This window comes from Vibrio sp. B1ASS3, assembly GCF_905175355.1.
Classification (GTDB): Bacteria; Pseudomonadota; Gammaproteobacteria; order Enterobacterales; family Vibrionaceae; genus Vibrio; species Vibrio owensii.
Genome location: NZ_HG992743.1, coordinates 399,676 through 419,934, shown reverse-complemented (window position 1 = coordinate 419,934; position 20,259 = coordinate 399,676). Strand labels below are relative to the sequence as shown.

General features: G+C 46.0%; 16 protein-coding genes. 15 read left to right on the top strand and 1 reads right to left on the bottom strand.

The window, feature by feature from the left end:
* Positions 1–238 precede the first annotated feature (238 nt).
* The 6 genes from KJB05_RS20365 (at position 239) to KJB05_RS20340 (ending at position 8,986) form a co-directional block, all read left to right on the top strand.
* Positions 239–2,815, top strand: a complete 2,577-nt coding sequence (locus KJB05_RS20365; protein WP_208445796.1) for an AAA family ATPase — start codon at positions 239–241, stop codon at positions 2,813–2,815.
* Between the two features lie 296 nt (positions 2,816–3,111).
* Complete coding sequence (locus KJB05_RS20360) at positions 3,112–3,408, top strand: Dabb family protein (protein ID WP_005439271.1); 297 nt, start codon at positions 3,112–3,114, stop codon at positions 3,406–3,408.
* 124 nt (positions 3,409–3,532) lie between these two features.
* The gene (locus tag KJB05_RS20355; RefSeq protein ID WP_208445797.1) at positions 3,533–4,408 is read left to right on the top strand and encodes a LysR family transcriptional regulator; all 876 of its coding nucleotides are present in this window, start codon (positions 3,533–3,535) and stop codon (positions 4,406–4,408) included.
* 117 nt (positions 4,409–4,525) lie between these two features.
* A complete protein-coding gene (locus KJB05_RS20350) occupies positions 4,526–6,580 on the top strand; it encodes a hypothetical protein (RefSeq protein ID WP_208445798.1) in 2,055 nt (684 codons plus the stop codon).
* 141 nt (positions 6,581–6,721) lie between these two features.
* Entirely contained in the window at positions 6,722–8,101 is a 1,380-nt protein-coding gene (locus tag KJB05_RS20345) for an IS4 family transposase (protein WP_213053126.1), read from the top strand.
* 93 nt (positions 8,102–8,194) lie between these two features.
* Positions 8,195–8,986 (top strand): hypothetical protein, encoded by a 792-nt coding sequence (locus KJB05_RS20340; protein WP_208446236.1) that lies wholly within the window; start codon positions 8,195–8,197, stop codon positions 8,984–8,986.
* A 6-nt stretch (positions 8,987–8,992) separates the two neighbouring features.
* On the opposite strand, the gene KJB05_RS20335 is transcribed toward KJB05_RS20340, so the two are convergent.
* Entirely contained in the window at positions 8,993–9,352 is a 360-nt protein-coding gene (locus KJB05_RS20335) for a DUF6559 family protein (RefSeq protein ID WP_208446235.1), read from the bottom strand.
* Positions 9,353–9,481: 129 nt separating this feature from the next.
* Here KJB05_RS20335 and KJB05_RS20330 point away from each other — a divergent pair, with 129 nt between their 5' ends.
* From KJB05_RS20330 to KJB05_RS20290, 9 genes are all read left to right on the top strand, one after another.
* Positions 9,482–10,363: a LysR family transcriptional regulator gene (locus KJB05_RS20330; protein WP_020196069.1), complete on the top strand. Its 882-nt coding sequence runs from the start codon at positions 9,482–9,484 to the stop codon at positions 10,361–10,363.
* A gap of 103 nt (positions 10,364–10,466) precedes the next feature.
* Positions 10,467–11,549, top strand: a complete 1,083-nt coding sequence (locus KJB05_RS20325; protein WP_208446234.1) for an efflux RND transporter periplasmic adaptor subunit — start codon at positions 10,467–10,469, stop codon at positions 11,547–11,549.
* A gap of 9 nt (positions 11,550–11,558) precedes the next feature.
* Positions 11,559–14,615, top strand: a complete 3,057-nt coding sequence (locus KJB05_RS20320; RefSeq protein WP_208446233.1) for an efflux RND transporter permease subunit — start codon at positions 11,559–11,561, stop codon at positions 14,613–14,615.
* 2 nt (positions 14,616–14,617) lie between these two features.
* The gene (locus tag KJB05_RS20315; RefSeq protein WP_208446232.1) at positions 14,618–16,102 is read left to right on the top strand and encodes an efflux transporter outer membrane subunit; all 1,485 of its coding nucleotides are present in this window, start codon (positions 14,618–14,620) and stop codon (positions 16,100–16,102) included.
* 159 nt (positions 16,103–16,261) lie between these two features.
* Complete coding sequence (locus KJB05_RS20310) at positions 16,262–16,417, top strand: DUF5993 family protein (protein ID WP_005429588.1); 156 nt, start codon at positions 16,262–16,264, stop codon at positions 16,415–16,417.
* A gap of 13 nt (positions 16,418–16,430) precedes the next feature.
* A complete protein-coding gene (locus tag KJB05_RS20305; RefSeq protein WP_020196073.1) occupies positions 16,431–16,970 on the top strand; it encodes a disulfide bond formation protein B in 540 nt (179 codons plus the stop codon).
* Positions 16,971–17,187: 217 nt separating this feature from the next.
* Positions 17,188–18,414 (top strand): sodium/glutamate symporter, encoded by a 1,227-nt coding sequence (gene gltS, locus KJB05_RS20300; RefSeq protein WP_208446231.1) that lies wholly within the window; start codon positions 17,188–17,190, stop codon positions 18,412–18,414.
* A gap of 147 nt (positions 18,415–18,561) precedes the next feature.
* Complete coding sequence (locus KJB05_RS20295) at positions 18,562–18,816, top strand: hypothetical protein (RefSeq protein WP_005441438.1); 255 nt, start codon at positions 18,562–18,564, stop codon at positions 18,814–18,816.
* Between the two features lie 372 nt (positions 18,817–19,188).
* Positions 19,189–20,205: a GGDEF domain-containing protein gene (locus KJB05_RS20290; RefSeq protein ID WP_208446230.1), complete on the top strand. Its 1,017-nt coding sequence runs from the start codon at positions 19,189–19,191 to the stop codon at positions 20,203–20,205.
* Positions 20,206–20,259: the final 54 nt, after the last annotated feature.

Below are 20,259 nucleotides of genomic sequence, written 5' to 3'. Positions count from 1 at the left end.
CGATCTTTCGAATTTGTCACGTTGGAAACGCTACCTCTAACGTGCGACCAAGAACAAACAGATATCTTTAACGTTAGAGTTAGCCGCTTTAGTTTGACTAAATAGCCTCTGTCATGAGGCTGTTTTACTTTTTCCTCGAGCACAATGTGCCGCATTGCCACAGAATCAAGTGCAATCAATTGACTACAGATTGAATAGGCGTATAAGTTGTTGCTACACAACGCGTGCGGAGGATAATATGTCGATTGAAAGCGTTGTTAGCTGGGCTAACAAGTTAAAAAAGAACCTTTGGTGGCGTCATGCAATCAGATTGGCTGCTGAGAAAGGTGAATTAAGGACGAATGACTTACAGCTCCTTTTCACCGTTGCAAAGATGGAGCATGGCCTAGAGGCGCAGAACGAATCTTATCCAGGCTACATTGCGCCGCTCGACCTTACAGGTTTTGGTGAAGAAGGACAGGCTGTAACCTTAAAGAGTATTGGTAAAGTTAACCACGTCTCTGCTTTGGTATCAGATGCTCTTCTTGAATTTAGCACGAGCGGATTAACAGCCGTCTACGGCGATAACGGTTCAGGTAAGTCGAGCTATTCGAAAATTCTGAAAAATGCTTGCCTAACTCGCGGCGAAACGCCAAACATCTTGTCGAATATCTACTCTGATGTTAAAGGCAATCCTGAAGCTGAAATTTCCATTATCATTGATGAAGATCTGCATGAGATCACGTGGGCAAAAGGCAACGCTGCGCGAGAAGACTTGAAGTCTATTCGCATCTTCGACAATACGTCGGCAGCACACTACATTTCTGGTGAAGACACCATCGAGTATAAACCTGCAGGGACTAAGCTCCTTTCGCAGTTAATTCGAGCATGTGAGTACGTCCGAAAGGAAAATGAGAGAGATAAAGAGCCTTACAATACTTCTCAACCTATTCCTCCATATATGTCTGGGGGAATAGTAGCGGCATTTCTTTCGACCTTATCTTCGACAACCAAACCAGAGAGTGTTGACGCTCTTTGCCTCACGCAAGAAGAAATTCAATCCATCGAAGCCCATCAAGCTGAGTTGATTAAGCTAAAAACTCAGACGCCTGAGCAGATTCGCAAGTCATACGCCGACCAGCGCAAGACAATGCAGCCTTTGCTTGATCACTTTAACAAGCTTAAAGCGAAACTAGATCAAACACGCTTTGATGCCATCAAGAAGTCTTATGATGATTACAAGACTAAACAAAATGCAGCTGAGCTCGCACGCGCTCAGGCTGTAGATGGGCACGCAATCGCAGGCATTTGCTCACCAGAGTGGAAAGAGATGTGGACTCACATCAGGACTTTCGTGCAAACACATAATGCAAAGCATGTCTTCCCACCAACTACGGGGGAACCCTGCCCTACTTGCCTTCAGCCTATTTCTGAAGAGGCAGCAGAGAAACTGAAGTCTTTTAATGATTATCTAAAAGACCGAACTCAGGTTGAAGCAGATAAAGCGAAAGGTTCATTCGACGCTTACATTCAAAATCTAAAACTACTTAGATTTGATCTCCAACCATACGAATTGTCGCTTAACATGATCCGCGACTATAAGCCTGAATACGCCAACAAGATTATTGAGCTCAACAAAAAGCTGGAGACCCTCTGCACCAATTTAGTCAAAACGGAGCCTGATTTTACTCAGTTGGAAATTGAGTTTAGTCCGATTGAATGGATTAACGGTCAAATTGAATCCTGGAAAAAGAACGAAGCAGCGGTTGCGACAGATGATGGCTTGACTCAAAAGGTCAAACAACTCATTGATTTAATTAGAGAGCTCGAAGAACGCAAGAGCTTCACGGCGATTAAGCAGAACGTCATAAAAGAGATCGACCGCAAGGGGATGGTCATTCTGTTTGATAACGTGAGCAAGTCTTGTCAGACAACATCTGTCACAGGTCAAGTTACTAACATCGCTAAGAGTGGTGCGATTGGCAACCTTGAAGCGGCATTTAGCAGCGAGCTGAAAAAATTAGGCTTCCAGAACTTCGCTGTTGGCACGAAAACTAGAGGTTCCCAAGGTAAGCAGTTACTCAAACTTAACCTAACTGGCAAAACAAACGGAATTTCTGATGTCGCGAGCGAAGGTGAACAGAAATGCGTAGCACTCGCCGGTTTTATGGCAGAGTTAACGGTTGATGACAGAAAGTCAGCGATTATTTTCGACGACCCTATCAACTCTCTCGACCACAAGTGGCGTCGCTTGTTCGCTGATCGTATCGCTCAGGAAGCTTTGGCGCGTCAGGTTATCGTGTTCACGCACGATATGGCTTTCTTGAAGATGTTAGAGGAGTCCACTGGAATAGCTAAAGCTGAATTAAACGTAATTTCTATCCGAAAACTGGGCGATATAGCTGGTTATCCACTTCAAGAGCCTCCTTGGGATGCCAAGAATACAGGCGCTCGAGTTGGTGAATTAAAGAACCTTGCACCTAAACTCAAAAAAATGGAAGCATCAGGTGATTTCAGTTACGAAATGAACGTTAAGCATGGCTATGGTTTAATGCGTGAAACCTATGAACGTCTTGTTGAAGAGTGGCTACTGAGAAAGGTTGTTGAGCGATTTGGCCGTGCGGTTAAGACTCAGAGTTTAAAAGAGATTGTCGACGACGTAACCTCTGAGGATAACGATATAATTAACGCTGCAATGTCTAAGTGCAGTACCTATATGTGTGGTCATGACAACGCGACAGGTTTAGCAGTTGATTGCCCTCGAGCGAGTGAGTTTGAGAAAGATGTGAATGATCTGGATGCATACTTCAAGGCATTGAAGCAACGACGAAAATAGAAATAACTAGAGCGCTTCGGCGCTCTTCATTTAGGATAAGTTTTGAGTTGAAATCAGAAAAGCTCTAGATTTAATTCATGACAGGTGGGATGTTTGCATCAATTTGATGTTGATTGCTCTTGCGAGCATCGAGGGTTAACGGTTCCCATCTAACGACCTAGCTAGACCAACTAAAACGCGAGCCAAAGTGCTCGCGTTTTTGTTTCCCTATTTTGTGAAGCCAAAAGCTAACTTTAGAGTGGATGCCCGTTATAGTGTTGTTCTTCAAACACAACAAAATATAACAACACAAAGCCATGATCAGACATATCCTACTCATCAAATTTAAAGCAACTGCCACCAGCGAAAAAATTCGACAGCTTTGCGAACTCTTCGAAGCCATCCCAAGCAAAGTCGAGGGAGTCACAGAGGTTGAATGCGGCTTAAACAATAGTCCAGAAGGGAAAAACAAAGGCTATACTCATGCCATCACGATGACGTTTGCTGATGAAGCAGGTCGACAAAATTACTTACCTCACCCTGAACATGATGCTTTGAAAGAAGTATTTCGCCCGTTACTTGAAGACATCATTGTGTTCGATTATGAAATCTAGTTTAGACATTCAAATAACAAGGCGAACAGAACTGTAAAGGTCTTACCTTTCTTAACGGCTTTGACTCAAATCGCCAAATTAAGGATATTGAAGTAAGCGACATCAACAGCGAAGGACGTGAATATTGAAAGATTTATACTCCAACTTAGACTTAAATCTTCTGAGAACTTTTTTGGTCATCTATCAGGAGCAAAATCTTCAAAAAGCGTCCAATCGATTGTTCGTCACCGCGCCCGCACTCAGTAAATCCTTAACTAAGTTGAGAAACCATTTCGATGATCCGCTGTTTGTCAAAGTGCCAACAGGACTATCTCCGACTCACTTTGCTGCGGAGCTTGAAGGTAAAATCACCATTGCGATTTCGCCAGTCCTTCTGCAAGCCTTGGGCAAAGACTTGTTTAGTGAGATCAGCCGACAAGCACCCAACGTGGAACTTCACTTGCCTTGCTGGAACAATAACTCACTCAATGATCTTGCCAATGGAACCTGTAAAGTCGGCATTAACTACGAGTTACCTTTCTCGCGCAAAGACATTCTTAGCGAAGTGGTGGGGCAAGACCTGTTTGGTATCTACGTTCGCAAAGACCATCCTCTGGCAGCAAAAACCATTTCGTTGGCCGACACCATTTCTTACCCTCTGGCGCTTTTGCTCGTCACGGATTGGAACATAGATGAACCATACGCAATTAAAGTGCTTCGAGAATACTATCCCGATGTTCCACCAAAGATTGCGTTTCGCTCCGAATTGCCATCCCCTATTCTGGAAATATTGGCAGAGACAGACCTGCTGTTTCCCTATACCGCCTTTTTCCACATTGAGCGTTATCCCAACCTCACCGCTTTGAATATCAAGAAAGATCAGTTGGACAAACTACTGAAGCGGATTCATGTCTATTACCCCAACAAGGATCGATTCGACCCTGTTCAGCAATGGCTAATGGCAATTATTTCTAACTTACTGAATCAATTACCTCAGGCACACAACCCTATTAACTCTTAGTTAATACCCATTTTCCTTCTGCTCAATATTCGTCCAGATGTATTAAAAGTAAGATTTTCTCATCGGTCGGGCATGCATCGCTCTGCCTTTCTTCCAAGCGATTATGAGAAATCACCAATGAGAAAATCACTTCTAGCTACCATCGTTTTTAGTTCTCTTTCTGTTAATGCTTACGCTGTTCAAGTCGACACTCGTGAAGCTAATCGTCAAACCTCAATCTTAATTGATCAACAACTTTCCGCATCACAGGCGATGTATGTCGCTAGCCTGAATGCACGTAATCAACAAATGGAAATGAGTGAGTTTGCTACGGAGGACGCTACGGATGAAAGCAGTTGGGATAGCGCAGGCGCGATTGCTGGCGGTCTTCTTGTTGGTGCGGTAGGCAGTATCAGCACGGGCGGTTCAAGTTCTGACCCTGCTTCACCAATGAAGCCAGTTTCAGTCACGCCAAACAACCCGATTGAAAACGAAATCGGAACGCCAAATATGGAGTATGACTACGTCTGGCATGATGAGACGCTAATCATTACGGAAAAAGGTACTGACGTTTGGGTAGCAACGGGCACGATCGAGAAGACTAATTCTGGCGTCGAGCTTGTTATCCAACACAGCACAGGTGAAGTGGTTCGTATCCCGCTAGAGAACGGCAAGCCTGTTATCAAGCCGGGCACACCATCTAACCCGATTGAAGGTGAAGTTGGTAACCCGAACATGGAATACGACTACGCATGGAATAACCAAACGCTGATCATCACTGAGAAAGGCACTGATGTTTGGGTCGCGACTGGTACGCTTGAGAAGACGAATACTGGCGTCGAGCTTGTTATCAAGCACAGCACAGGCGAAGTGGTTCGTATCCCGCTAGAGAACGGCAAGCCTGTTATCAAGCCGGGCACGCCATCTAACCCGATTGAAGGTGAAGTTGGTAATCCGAACATGGAATACGACTACGCATGGCATGACCAAACGCTGATCATCACTGAGAAAGGCACTGATGTTTGGGTAGCGACAGGTACGCTTGAGAAGACTAACACTGGCGTCGAGCTTGTTATCAAACACAGCACAGGCGAAGTGGTTCGTATCCCGCTAGAAAACAGCAAGCCTGTAATCAAGCCGGGCACGCCATCAAACCCAATTGAAGGCGAAGTTGGTAACCCGAACATGGAATACAACTACGCATGGCACGACCAAACTCTCGTTATCACTGAGAAAGACACCGATGTTTGGGTAGCAACAGGTACGCTTGAGAAGACTAACACTGGCGTCGAGCTTGTTATCAAACACAGCACAGGCGAAGTGGTTCGTATCCCGCTAGAGAACGGCAAACCTGTAATCAAACCGGGCACGCCATCAAACCCGATTGAAGGCGAAGTTGGTAACCCGAACATGGAATACAACTACGCATGGCACGACCAAACTCTTGTCATCACTGAGAAAGGCACCGATGTTTGGGTAGCGACAGGCACACTTGAGAAGACTAACTCTGGCGTCGAGCTTGTTATCAAGCACAGCACAGGCGAAGTGGTTCGTATCCCGCTAGAGAATGGTAAGCCTGTTATCAAGCCGGGCACACCATCTAACCCAATCGAAGGCGAAGTTGGTAATCCAAACATGGAATACGACTACGCATGGAATGACCAAACTCTCGTTATCACTGAGAAAGGCACCGACGTTTGGGTAGCGACAGGAACAATCGAAGAAGCAACCGTTGGCTTTGAGTTAGTCATCAAACACAGCACGGGCGAAGTGGTTCGCATCCCACTAGAGAACGGCAAACCTGTTATCAAACCGGGCACACCATCTAACCCAATCGAGGGTGAAGTTGGTAATCCAAACATGGAATACGACTACGCTTGGCACGACCAAACGCTGATCATCACTGAAAAAGGCAACGATAACTGGGTAGCAACAGGCACTATTGAACCAAACAATACTGACTCCGGCTTTGACCTTGTTATTAAACACAACACTGGTGAAGAGGTTCGTATCCCACTTGAAAATGGTAAACCAGTGTTCAAACCAACTGGAAACAATGAGTTTGATGCTTACCAAATCACTGAGAAGGTAAACGCTTCAGACTTCGATATTCAAAACGTTAAAGATCGCTTTAATGCTTTGTCTGCGGAGCAACGCAAGAAAATCCGTCAATTTGTAAATACTAGAAAATAACGTCAGTCGGTAATTCAAGCCCCCTTTCCTTGGCTGTCTCTTATACACAAATCCCTAAGCTTGTAGCTTAGGGATTCTTTTTTTGAACTCTTTCAAGTGTGTGCGATCTGATCACTTAAGAATCCTTACTGAAACACTAAGATGACACACTCAGACGCTAAACTTTGGGCGCAAGAACAATTTGGACAAGCACAACTTAAAGATCCTCGAAGAACACAACGCCTCATCAGTTTAGCGACTTCCATTGCTAATCAACCAGGAGTCTCCGTGGCTAAACTTCCTTTTTCTCCCGCCGATATGGAAGGGGCATATCGCTTTATCCGTAATGAAAACATCGATGCAAAAGACATCGCTGAAGCTGGCTTTCAATCAACCGTATCCCGAGCTAAAGAGCATGAAGAATTACTTGCGCTTGAAGATACAACAACGCTCAGTTTTCCTCATCGAAGTATAAAAGAAGAGCTCGGGCACACGAATCAAGGCAATAGAACCCGAGCTCTCCATGTACATTCGACGTTACTTTTTGCACCACAAAGTCAGACCATTGTTGGTCTTATAGAGCAACAACGATGGAGCCGAGATATTACTAAGCGTGGGCAAAAGCACCAACACGCGACTCGTCCTTACGAGGAGAAAGAGAGTTACAAATGGGAGCAAGCTTCTCGCCGTGTCGTTGAGCGCCTAGGGGATAAGATGTTAGATGTTATCTCGGTCTGTGACCGAGAAGCTGACCTATTCGAATACTTAACTTATAAACGTCAACATCAGCAGCGTTTTGTCGTTCGTTCAATGCAAAGCCGCTGTCTAGAAGAGCACGCTCAAAAGCTTTACGACTATGCGCAAGCGTTACCAAGCGTCCAGACAAAAGAGCTTACCATCCCCCAAAAAGGAGGAAGAAAAGCGAGAGATGTAAATCTTGATGTTAAATATGGTCAGGTGACATTAAAGGCTCCAGCAAACAAAAAGGAGCACGCAGGCATACCTGTTTATTATGTTGGTTGCCTTGAGCAAGGGACATCAAAAGACAAGTTAGCATGGCACCTCTTGACGTCGGAGCCAGTAAACAACGCTGAAGACGCCATGAGAATTATCGGTTATTACGAGCGTCGATGGCTGATTGAAGACTTCCATAAAGTCTGGAAAAGTGAAGGTACGGATGTGGAGTCACTAAGACTCCAAAGTAAAGGTAACTTAGAGAGGTTAAGTGTCATCTATGCCTTTGTTGCGACTCGTTTATTGGCGTTACGTTTCATTAAAGAAGTTGATGAGCTATCAACAGAAAGTTGTGAAAAGGCCTTGGGCACAAAAGCTTGGAAGCTGCTGTGGTTGAAACTAGAAAGCAAGACATTACCTAAAGAAGTACCCGATATGAGCTGGGCGTACAGAAATCTTGCTAAATTAGGCGGTTGGAAAGATACCAAGAGGACGGGCAGAGCTTCAATAAAGGCACTATGGGAAGGATGGTTTAAACTGCAAACCATCCTTGAAGGCTACGAGCTCGCAATGTCTCTTGATCACTAGACTTGTGATCAAGAGACAGCTTTCCTTGGGGGCTTTTTTATCTTAATTCTGTCACGCATTCACAGCATGGAAGCCCATTAAAGAGAGCCGCTCGTGAGATTTCCGATTACAACCTTTATCGTTCCTTTGCTACTTCTGCCATTTCAAACCAACGCAAGTACCGAACCTGAGCATGTCCACACAAAACTTCAAGAACTAGAATCACCGGAAGAATCCCAGCAAGATTGGGGAACCTTGCTTGTTGAAACGTTTGATGTTTCAGTCAGTAAGAGTGATTTTCTTGGAGACTATTCGAACGACTATGTTTTCACCCTAAATGGTTCTTATAACTTGAACGATAAGTGGCGACTATTTGGTTCGGTAGACAGCGACAAATTTGGTGACATTGGGCTTGGTTACTCTTTCCTACTCTTCGACCAAATTTACAATGAAGTAAGCGCTTCTGTCGGTGGTGACACAGATAAGACGGGCGTTTACACCGCAGGGTTGTTTTCAGCCGCGCAATTGGGTGACGCGATAGTGTTCACCAATTTCGATGTTCAATACATCGATAGCCGATTTGAGGGAGAGGGTTGGGACATTCAGGATGAATCGTTCAATCTGAACAAGTTGGTTGGGGGGCTTTACCCTGTGAACGATGTGTTGGAGCTGTCTGCCTCGTACGGACACGACAGTAATCTTTACGGAAAAGCACAGCTCAAGCTTGATGAATTGCCATGCTCAAGGCCGATTTGCACCAACCGAAACACAACCGATGCCGACAGCTATATTAATATCGGCTTTACGTTGAATCTTTGGGGAGTAAAACCGTATTTATCTCATCGATTTGACCTCAATGATTCAAGCCGAAACTACTGGGATTTCAGTTTGTCATTTGATTACTAGAGAGGCTTAGTATCGGCTATTCATTCCGAATCGGTGCGACATGTCATCGTCCATACGACCGCCTTTCCAACCACCCGAACCAAGTAGATTCAGTACATCTTGTGCGGTGTAATCTCCACCATCAAAAAAGTCATTCGAGACATCGGCACGCAAGGAAGTAAGCTCAGCTCTAACTTCTGCACTCAGTTCTTGAGGATCGGCATACAGAACCAAAGCGATCTGTTGTTGACGCTTGCTCAACTCGCCTGTGCTGCTTTGCACTTGCCCGATAGAGAAATACTCGCGACTTCCATAGCCCTTAATCAATCTGGCAGAAAGCAACTTAATGACCTTCTTGATTCGACGACGTTGAATGACTCTTAGCACATTAATTCCCTATTTCTCTTTTCAAAAAAGTATCGGTTATCAAAAGTCTCGTTATATTTTGTGCATAACGTTACGATGCTTTAGAGTGTCACGGTTTAGTACAGTGTTCAATAAGCATGGAGCGCCAGTGTGAAAATCGACGATCTTAAACTCTTCATTAAAGTGGTCGAGCTAGGAAGCTTTACCGCTGCGGCAAACGCATTGGATCTGCCGCGCGCGAATGTGAGTCGACGAATTGGCGAATTAGAGCAATCTTTAGGTGCTCAGTTATTCCATCGCACCACACGCAGTTTATCGCTGACCAATAATGGCGAAGCCTACTACGAGAACCTGCAAAAAGCGCTGACCATGCTCGACTCCGCGAACGAACAAGTAAGCAACGACACTAATGAAGTTCGCGGCCGCATCAAACTTGGGTTACTACCAGAAACCGATGAGCTGGTTCGCCCAATTCTGTTTAACTTCCACGATAAATACCCACACGTTGAGTTAGATATTCGCAACATCAACAATGGCTTTAGTGACATGTTCCAACAGGGCTTGGACATCGCTTTCCATGGGGGTGCCCTATTTGATTCCGACATCGTTGCCCGTAAGCTTTTGACACTCGACCGTTGTTTAGTCGCTTCTCCCAATTACCTTGAAACACACGGCATGCCAGAAAACCTAGAACAACTGAAGGAACACCAGTGTGTCTGTTTTCGTTGGCCAAATGGCGAAGTAGACAATGTCTGGCACTTCCAAGAGCAAAGTGTACAACTGCACCCGAAGCTCATTTCCAACAACATTGGCTTTATTAAGAACGCGACGATTTTAGATCGTGGTATCACCTTTATGCCCAAACTATTGGTGAAGCGTGAGTTGGAATCCGGCAGTTTGGTGCAGCTATTGTCACAATATTCTGTCACTGAAGAATCGGGATGGTTGCTTTACCCTCAACCTAAGACATTGAGTCAGGCGAGCCGCTTACTTATTGACCACCTCATTAAAGAAGTCCCAAAACTCGTTTAGCCGAATACATTGTCTCGTTTTTTGAGACAGTGAGTCTCACTGCCGAGTGATTATCTGAACATTGTACAATTGTATGATGGCACCAAAATTATGGAGCCATCGTATGAATCGTCTATTCAAAACTACTGCATTAGGTGCCGCGACATTGGCACTGTTTGGCTGTAATCAAAGCCAAACCACGTTCACCGAACCAGAGTCCCCTCGCCCAATTCAAGTTGTTGAAGTAACGGGTGAAAATACGGCGTTGAACAAATCGTTTAGTGGCATTGTTCAAGCAAAAGAGACCGCCTCCCTTTCTTTTCGCGTTCCTGGTACGGTTGACCGCGTTTTGGTGAAGAAAGGCGATCATGTCGAGAAAGGACAGATCATTGCTACGCTTGATCCTCACGATTACCAAGTTTCATTGGAAGAATTGCAAGCGCGTATGCTGGAAGCAAAGTCTGCGCATAAATTGGCGAAGGCTGAGCTAAAACGCGTTAAGCAAGCCACCGATGATGACGCGATTGCCAGTGTGAATTTGGACCGAGCCATCAGCGGTTATGAGCGCAGTTTGTCTGCGGTTAAAGTGGTAGAGAAGAATATTCAACGCGCGCAAGATGCCTTGGCTTACACTACGCTGCGTGCACCATTTTCTGGCAGCATTGGCGAGGTACGAATCGACGCATTCGAGCAGACATTGCCGGGCGTAAGCGTCGCCACTCTTCAACAAGACGGTCAATGGGAAGTGGATATCGATGTGCCTGAGAACATGATTCGTCAGTTTAATCTTGGGCAAACAGCGGCACTGTCTTGGTATGGCTCAGAGCAAACATACCGTGCGAACGTCGCTGAAATCGCGCCTAAAAAGCATCTCATTAAGCAAACTTACCCTGTCACTCTAGCTATCGATTCAATTTCTAACGAGCTGTTCAATGGCAAAGCCGTTACGGTCACAACTTCATTTCAGCCACATCAATCCAGTCATTGCTTCCCCTATTCTGCGATTTTAGGTGAAAAGAAAACGCTACACGTCAATGTCGTTCGTGACGCTATCGTGCACACCGAGCCAGTGAGTTTGCAATCCATCGACTCGCATCAAGCTTGTGTCTCTGGCGCTTTCAATCAAGGTGATTATGTGGTCATCAGCGGCACCCATTATCTGCAAGCTGGCGACAACACGCCGAATTTAACCATCAAAACGCTATAGGTTCGAATCATGATCAATTTAGCTGAATTCGCGATAAGACAGCGCACTTTCGTGTTGTTCTTTATCGCCTTAAGTGTGGTGGCGGGGCTGTATTCTTACTTCGATTTAGGCAAGTTGGAAGACCCAAGCTTCACGGTTAAAACCGCCGTCGTTGTCACCTTGTATCCGGGCGCATCGGCGGAAGAAGTGGAACAACAAGTCACCGATACCATTGAGACTAAGCTGCAAGAAATGGCCGAGTTAAATCGCCTGCGCTCATTGTCTCGTCCGGGGATGTCGATGGTATTTGTCGACTTGAAAGAGAGCCTCAATTCCAAAGCGCTTCCACAACAATGGGATTTACTACGCCGCAAGGTCGACGACGTAAAACTGCAACTGCCGTCTACAGCGCAAATCAGCATTGTTCAGGATGAGTTCTCAGAAGTGTATGGCATGCTTTTCTCTATCCATAGCCAAGATGCCGCACCAGAAGAATTACGCCGTTATGCAGAAGAGTTGCAACGCCAAATCAAAGCCGTAAAAGGCATCAAGAAGATTGAGCTACACGGCGTACAACCGCGAGTGGTTTACATTGATATGCCTGACGAACGTCTGGCTCAATATGGTTTGTCTGTCGCGCAGGTGTGGAACCAACTCAGCACACAGAACATGACTTTTGAAGCGGGCAAATTTGATGCTGGTACCGAGCGCATTCGCATCACTCAAACCAGTGAATTTCAATCATTAGATGATATCCGTAACTTGGTCATCAAAGGCGGCGTGAGTGAACTAGGTACAGGTTTGATTCGCTTAGGTGACATCGCTGACGTATCCATGGGCTACCAAACACCAGCGCTAACAGAAAGCCGGTTTAATGGTGAGTCTGCGGTGACGCTAGCGGTCAGCCCTGTTGAAGGCATTAATGTGGTCTCGCTCGGCGACACGATTCGCGACATCATCCAAAACTACCAACAAACCCTGCCGCTTGGCGTTGATATTTCTTCTGTGGCTTACCAGCCTGAAGAAGTACAAAAAGCGATTGATGACTTCGTCGGCAACCTGCTCGAAAGTGTCGGCATTGTGTTTGTGGTCCTGTTGGTCTTCATGGGCTTTAAGAGCGCGACAATTGTTGGTTCGAGCTTATTGCTGACTATCCTGCTCACGCAGATCTACATGAACATTGCAGGCATTGATTTGCACCGAGTCTCGCTAGGTACCTTCATTCTTGCTTTGGGTATGTTGGTGGACAACGCCATCGTGATCACTGACATGATGATCGTAAAACTGAGCAAAGGCATCGAACGCACACGTGCTGCGATTGATTCAGTTAAGGAAACCGCCGTCCCTCTGCTTGGCGCGACCGTCATAGCCATCATGGGTGCAAGTCCGGTTCTGTTCTCCAAAACTGACTCAGCCGAATTTGCGGGTTCAGTGTTCTACATCGTAGCGTCTTCGCTTCTTCTGTCTTGGTTGGTCGCGATGACCTTCACCGTACTGATGTGTTGGATGTTCATCAAACCAACACCTATCGATGAAGACGCAAAGCCAAGCCGTTACAAGCAGTTGGTGTTTTGGACGGTTGATAACCCAATGAAAGCGCTGACAGCATTGATTCCTCTGCTTTTGGTGACTGCTGTTGCTGTGCCTTACGTGGCGGTGAACTTTATCCCGCAATCGGATCGCCCTATCGTGTTCCTTGATTACTGGCTACCGAATGGCGCCAAGATCGAGCAAACCTCAGCAGACATGCGCAAAGTCGAACAATGGCTACTCAAGCAACCAGAAGTAGAAAGCATCTCTAGCTACATGGGCGCAAGTGCGCCGCGCTTCTCGGTGACCGTAGAACCAGAACCGCTTGATCCTGCATACGGGCAGATATTGATTAACACCAAGGATTACGAAAGCATCAGCCAACTTGTTGAACGTGGTGATAAGTGGTTGCAAAACACTTTCCCAGACGCAGAACCTCGCTTTAGAGCACTAAAACTGGCGACCTCAGACAAGTATGCGGTAGAAGCTCGCTTCTCTGGCCCTGATGAAGCGGTGTTGCACCAACTGGCGGATCAAGCAAAAGCCATCTTTGCTACTCACCCGGATGCCAAATACGTTCGTGATGACTGGCGTCAAGAAAGCAAGGTGCTCAAACCCATCATCAATCAAGACAAGATGCGCCAAGCTGGCATCAACCGTGCGGACATCGCCTTTGCTCTAAAACGCGCTTCTGATGGCATGCCACTAGGCCAAATGAACCTAAATGACGAGTTGATTCCAATTCAGCTGCGTGGCACGTCTCAAAACATGGCGTCACTAGAAACATTGCCCGTGCGTTCGCTGCTTGGTATGCACAGTGTGCCTCTAGGACAAGTGGTTGATGGCTTTGAGCTAGTACCAGAAGAAAGCATGATCTGGCGCCGCAATCGCGTCAAAACCATCACAGCACAAGCAGGTGTTGAGCGTTCAACCACACCAGCAAGAGTACGCAACGCGGTGAAAGATCAAATCGAAGCGATTCCTCTGCCAGCCGGCTACAGCTTGGAATGGGGCGGTGAATACTACGATGAACACAAAGCGGTTACTGACATCTTTAAACAGCTACCAAAAGCCATGCTGATCATGGTGATCATTCTGGTCGCAATGTTTAACGGCTTTAAGCAACCGATCATCATTCTAGCCACACTGCCTTTGGCGGCTACCGGTGCCACCTTTGCTCTGCTTGGTTTTGACAAACCATTCGGCTTTATGGCGTTGATTGGTGCCATCACTCTGACGGGCATGATCATTAAAAACGGCATTGTACTGATGGACCAAATTGAACTTGAACGAGCGAATGGCCGCCCATTATCGGATGCCATCAAAGAAGCCACCGTTAACCGCACCATGGCGATTTCGATGGGTGCACTAACAACCGCACTCGGCATGATCCCGCTGCTATCGGATCTCCTGTTCGACCAAATGGCAGCCACCATCATCGGCGGTCTGGCAGCAGCGACTGTGTTGTCACTGTTCATCATGCCGGCACTGTATCGCTTGGCATACAAAGAAAAGTCACCAACAACGCAAACTGACGCTGAATTGAAGGAGGCGTAATCATGAGAAAGTTCGTTATCGCGCCACTGGTATTGGCAATGAGTTTATCCGGTTGTGCCGTTGGGCCAGACTATCAAACGCCAACCACCAGCATGGCAGAGACTTATTTATATGCCGACCAAAATGGCGTCAGCCGCAGCGCTGAGAGAGAAGCGTTTTGGTGGACAGAGTTTAACGACCCTACGTTGAACGATTTGGTACTTGATATGCAAAGCCAAAACATCCCGCTTAAGGTCGCGGCAGAGCGCATCAAAATGGCAGACAGCTATAAGACCGCTGTCGAGTCATTCAAAGTGCCAACCATCAATGTTGGTGCCGGATACGTCAATTATCAGCTGAGTAAGAACGACTCGCTGCTTGGCCCTGCGCTGAACCCAATTGGTGATTCCGCCGCTGGCCTACCACCACAGATTGGCAATACAACCTTGTTGGACAACCAGCATGATGGTGTGTTTGCCGGCGCAAGTATCGCTTGGGAATTGGATTTGTTCGGTCGCATTGATCGTCAATCCAATGCGGCGCAAATACGTGTTGAGCAAGCAGAGATTTATCAAAGCGGGCTGACGACTTTGCTTACTGCGGATTTGATTCATAACTACTTGCAGTATCAAGGGGCAAGCGAGCGTCTCAACTTAGCCAAATCAAACCTTGAAGACCAAAGAAAAACCATGGACTTGGTCGAGAAAGTGGTTCGTAGCGGTTATGGCTCGGATCTCGATTTAGCGCAAGCCAAAGCGACGCTTGCAGCGATGGAGTCAATCATTCCTCAGTTGGAAATCGCACAGCAGGTACACAAACATCGTATCGCGGTACTGCTTGGTGAGCCTTTATCGAAAATCGAAGTGCGACTTGCAGAGACTCAAGGTGTACCCGCAATGCAAAATGTCGTGCCAATCGGATTACCTTCAGACTTACTGCAACGACGCCCTGATATTCGCTTAGCGGAGCGAGAAATGGCAGCCATCAATGAAGAACTTGCGGCAAGTATTGCCAATCAATATCCGAAGTTCTTCTTAACCGGTGCTCCTGGTGTGTTCGCCTCTGGCTTTGATGATCTGTTTAGCAGTGATTCTTTCGGCTGGGTTGGCGCGGCTGGCATCAGTTGGAATGTCTTCGATGGTGGTCGTGGCGATGCTTTAGAGGACATCAACCAAGCTCGTTTTGACGCAGCAACATTGACTTACCAACACGCCGTAGATTCGGCTTTTGCTGAAGTGGATTCCACACTATTTGCTTATGGCAGAAGCCAAGAGAATCAGCGCCGTATTGATGATGCTCTAGTTGCGACAGATAAAGCCGTGGGGAAAGCAAAATCCCTCTACCGTGCTGGTTTGATTGACCACTTATCGGTACTGGATGCTCAGCGCCAGCAACGCATGATGCAAGACCGACAAATCGCTGCCAAATTGCAAACAGCTCAGGTCACTGTCGCACTCTACAAATCACTGGGTGGTGATTGGGCATTAGAGCAATCTCCACAAAGTTAAACCGAATGAGTTGAGTAACGATTTTGGGGAGTGGGTTAGCTTCATCTGGGACCTCGAATCTAACCCCTCCTCTTTTTTATTGTGCATAAAGTCGCGTATTAGCTCGCGTTTCCTATAGTTAAAAGGATTGAAATCAGAGAGTAAGGAAGGAACTCCCTCATGATGACATTAATCTTTTTGCTGTTATTAATTGCGATGCTCAGTGCATTTTTAGGTAAGAAAGCGGTGGGCTATGCCTTCTTTGCTTCCTCGGTGATCATTGGGCTGTATTGGTTCAATCATCACGCCACCGACCCTCTCTCCATCTTGTTGTAAAGGGGGACTGCACATGAATCGAAACTATCTGGCTTTGCTCAATACCCTTGGTTTACTGGGCATGACAGCCGTTCTACTGATTGGCTTTGTTCTGCAATTTGTACTGAATGAACTCCCTTGCCCTTTGTGTTTATTGCAGCGCATTGGCTTCATCATGATCATGTTCGGCTTCTTGTTGAACGTGGTGTATGGACCACAATCACGACATTATGGTGTGGTCCTTATTGGCGCACTCTATGGCGTCGCTACGTCACTGAGACAAGTCTCTTTGCACGTAATTCCCGGTACACCTGGATACGGTAGCCCTATCTTCGGGATGCACTATTACACTTGGGCGTTTGTGCTGTTTGTTGCCACCATTTTCGCGGTCGCCGTTATTCTGATGCTGACCAGTAAAGAGGAGTCTCCAGAGCCATACGAAATGAGCAACCTAGGTCGCATCACATGTTTGCTAGCGATTTCTGTTGTGGCACTCAATGTGATTGGGACTTTTGCCGAATGTGGTCCTTATCAATGTCCAGACAATCCAGAAAGCTACTGGCTATTTAACTAACGAGTCCTTAATCGAAGCAAGAGGAGTCATGCATAGGTACATGTGACCTTGTATTACCCCTCTTTTCTATCGGTTACGAAAATACGATTCTCAGCACAATCCGACTTGGTTCAAATTCGTTGGTATGCAATTGGATGTCATACAAACATGTCAGTATGTTTAGAGATAAACGTACCGATTAATTCTCTCATCATGTTTTACCAAAGCAGGAGTGGTTATGAACTTTGTCGACGGTATATTACAGGTCGAATCTTTTCTCGCAGTGACCCTCGGGATCATCGTGTTGTTTTTAGGCAGGCGCCTAACCCAAGCCAGCAGTTTCTTAAAGGAATTCAGTATTCCTGAACCCGTTTCCGGCGGCATCTTGGTATCGGTGTTGTTCGCCGTTATCCATTACGTCACTCAAATCGATGTCCAATTTGATCTTGCTACCCGCGACTTGTTGTTGGTGTATTTCTTTACCACCATCGGCATCAACGCCAGTCTGCAAGATCTGTTTAAAGGCGGTAAGCCATTATTGATCCTGCTTTCGGTCACCATCGGTTATATGTTGATTCAAAACCTAACTGGCATTGGAATTGCGACCATGTTAGATCAACCAGAAGCGGTGGGTCTGTTGAGCGGCACGGTATCTCTGATTGGTGGACACGGCACCGCAATTGCGTGGTCACCTCGCATCGCTGAAATATTCGATCTTGATACCGCCATGGAAATCGGCATCGCTAGTGCAACGTTTGGCTTGATCTTAGCAAGCTTGATGGGCGGGCCGATTGCAAAATACCTGATCAACAAACACAACCTAAAGCCAGCTAAAGTGGAAGAAATGGACGTGGGTACGGCGCAGGATGAACCGCAACCGTCTATCAATGCTTATGATTTCTTAGATGCGATGTTAGCAATCCATGTTTGTATCATCTTGGGTGCGATTTTGAACGAAGGAGTAAGCAGCTTAGGGCTGGAATTGCCGTTGTTTGTGACCTGTTTGTTTGCCGGTATTTTGATTTCTAATCTTATTCCCGCCTCATACCCTCGCCTTACAGGCACTCGTTGGCCAGCAAGAAAACCAGCGGTGGCGTTGATTGCGGATATGGCGTTGGGCGCGTTCTTGGCCATGTCACTGATGAGTATGCAGTTATGGGCTTTGGTCGATTTGGCTGGACCTATTTTTATCATTCTTGGCGCGCAGTTCCTGGTGGCGATTTGTATCGCGATATTTGTCGTCTTCCCATTGATGGGGAAAAACTACGACGCTGCTGTAGTGTGCTCTGGGTTTGGCGGCATATCTTTGGGTTCTACCCCAACCGCTATGGCCAACATGTCTGCGGTTGCTCAGAAATACGGTAACTCGCATCAGGCTTTTATTATCGTGCCTTTGGTTTGTGCATTCTTCATCGATTTAGCCAATGCTCTCATCATTCCGTACTTCATTAATTGGATTGGCTAATTAAGACGTCATCTGGTTAAAAAGAGGTCACTTCGGTGGCCTCTTGTCATATTCATGCAAATATTGCTACCACTTCCCCCCTCACTCAGTTGTATAATGTTTCTCTTGAAATATTTTGTTACGAAGTCAGTAACTCTTGAGATGAACATGAACAGCAGTAGATGGGTTGGCCTTTCCATTGGCACACTCTTTTTAATTGGCACACTTATTCTTTTTGGATCGACCGTGCATGCGTCTTGGTACAAGATCCCGATGGAAGCCGTGAATGGCATTGCATTCACCTTGTCTTTTGGATTAGGTTTGAATCACTTTATTGCCTACATTTCTGCGTTCGTTACGCTCGCAGCGCTGTTTTATCTTGGTTATGCAACCGGTTACCGCATCCATCAAAAACTCAAGTAGACATCTCAAACTTAAGACTGATTTCACTCACACCCCATAGCACTTAAGTATTAGTTTTTCCTCGATAAATTTGCTGTTAACCCACTTTTTATGCGGACATATTGAGATCGGAGCATTTTCCCGAAAACCGTATAGTTTTATGCAACCTCGCCTCATAGAATAGTTTATAAAAACGGCAGTAGGTATCGAGCATCTTTATGAAATGCAGTGTCGCTTGCAGACGAGAAAAACGCCCGAAAAAGCATATGCGCCTCGCATTTCCAAAATCATGCGGTGCAAATTCTTTGTTTCTCACGTTCTCTATCCACACTCAATCCATACTGAACCCTATCTCTGACTGCCCATTATTTGCTGTTCCTTTGAGACATAACTATGGACAGAACGCAGTTCACCAAAATCTTTACGCGCTACTACATGCGCTCTACAAGTTTGGGGATTCTTATTACCCTATTCGCTTGTGCAATCAGAGGGGTTAATTATGTTGTATACCTTCCTTACGTGTTATCCGCGGTTGCTTGTTTTACCTACCTTTGGGTGGGGCGAACGTTCGCATTTGAGCAAAGACATCGCTCTGTCGTCATTGCTCTGATCCTCGGCTACACCCTCACTTTTTACCTGTACTACTTCTTAGGCGGCCACTTCCTCTTTTCGTCATTAGTCACAATAAACCTTCTTTTAGCCTTAGTTGAGTTCGGTGTTTTTTGGTCATTAATCACATACACCCTATCAATGGCAGTTTGCTTTAACATTGATTTGATAACCGCAGGCAACGACCTGTTTAAACTACAGGGTTTAAGTGAGTTCTCCATTCGGAGTACGTTTCTGTACTTGTTCAACCTATTTATTTACAAAGGGTTGCGCTCTATCGAGAGCTATTGGCACAGCGCATGGCAAACCCAATATGAACAAGTTGAAAAACTAGAAAGACTGCTCGAGATTGACGAGCTAACAGGGTGTTATTCCCGCTTTAAAGGCAATCAGCTGATAGAACGACAGATACAGCGTGCTCAACCGTTTACTCTGTTTTATATCGACTTGGATGGCTTTAAAGCCGTGAATGACGAATTCGGGCATGATGCCGGAGACAAAGTTTTACGCATTACCGCCCAACGTATTTTGCATCTACTAAGTGATGGCCAGTTCGCAACGAGAATTGGTGGCGATGAGTTTATTCTTTGTCTACCCGAGCTAGAACATACAAAGGATTTAGAACAGTTTCAGTCTTTGCTGCACCAAGCATGTAGTGCACCTATTTTTATCCATTTTCAAAACGTTCACATCGGTCTGAGTGTCGGTGTCGCGCGCTTCCCTTATGAAGGGAGCTGTAGTGACTCCTTAATCCAGCACGCAGACCAAATGATGTACCTCACTAAAAAATCAAGAACATAGAGTTTTGGCTCGTTCCGAGCCGCTTCGAAGCAATCAAAAAATATAATGAGTTCA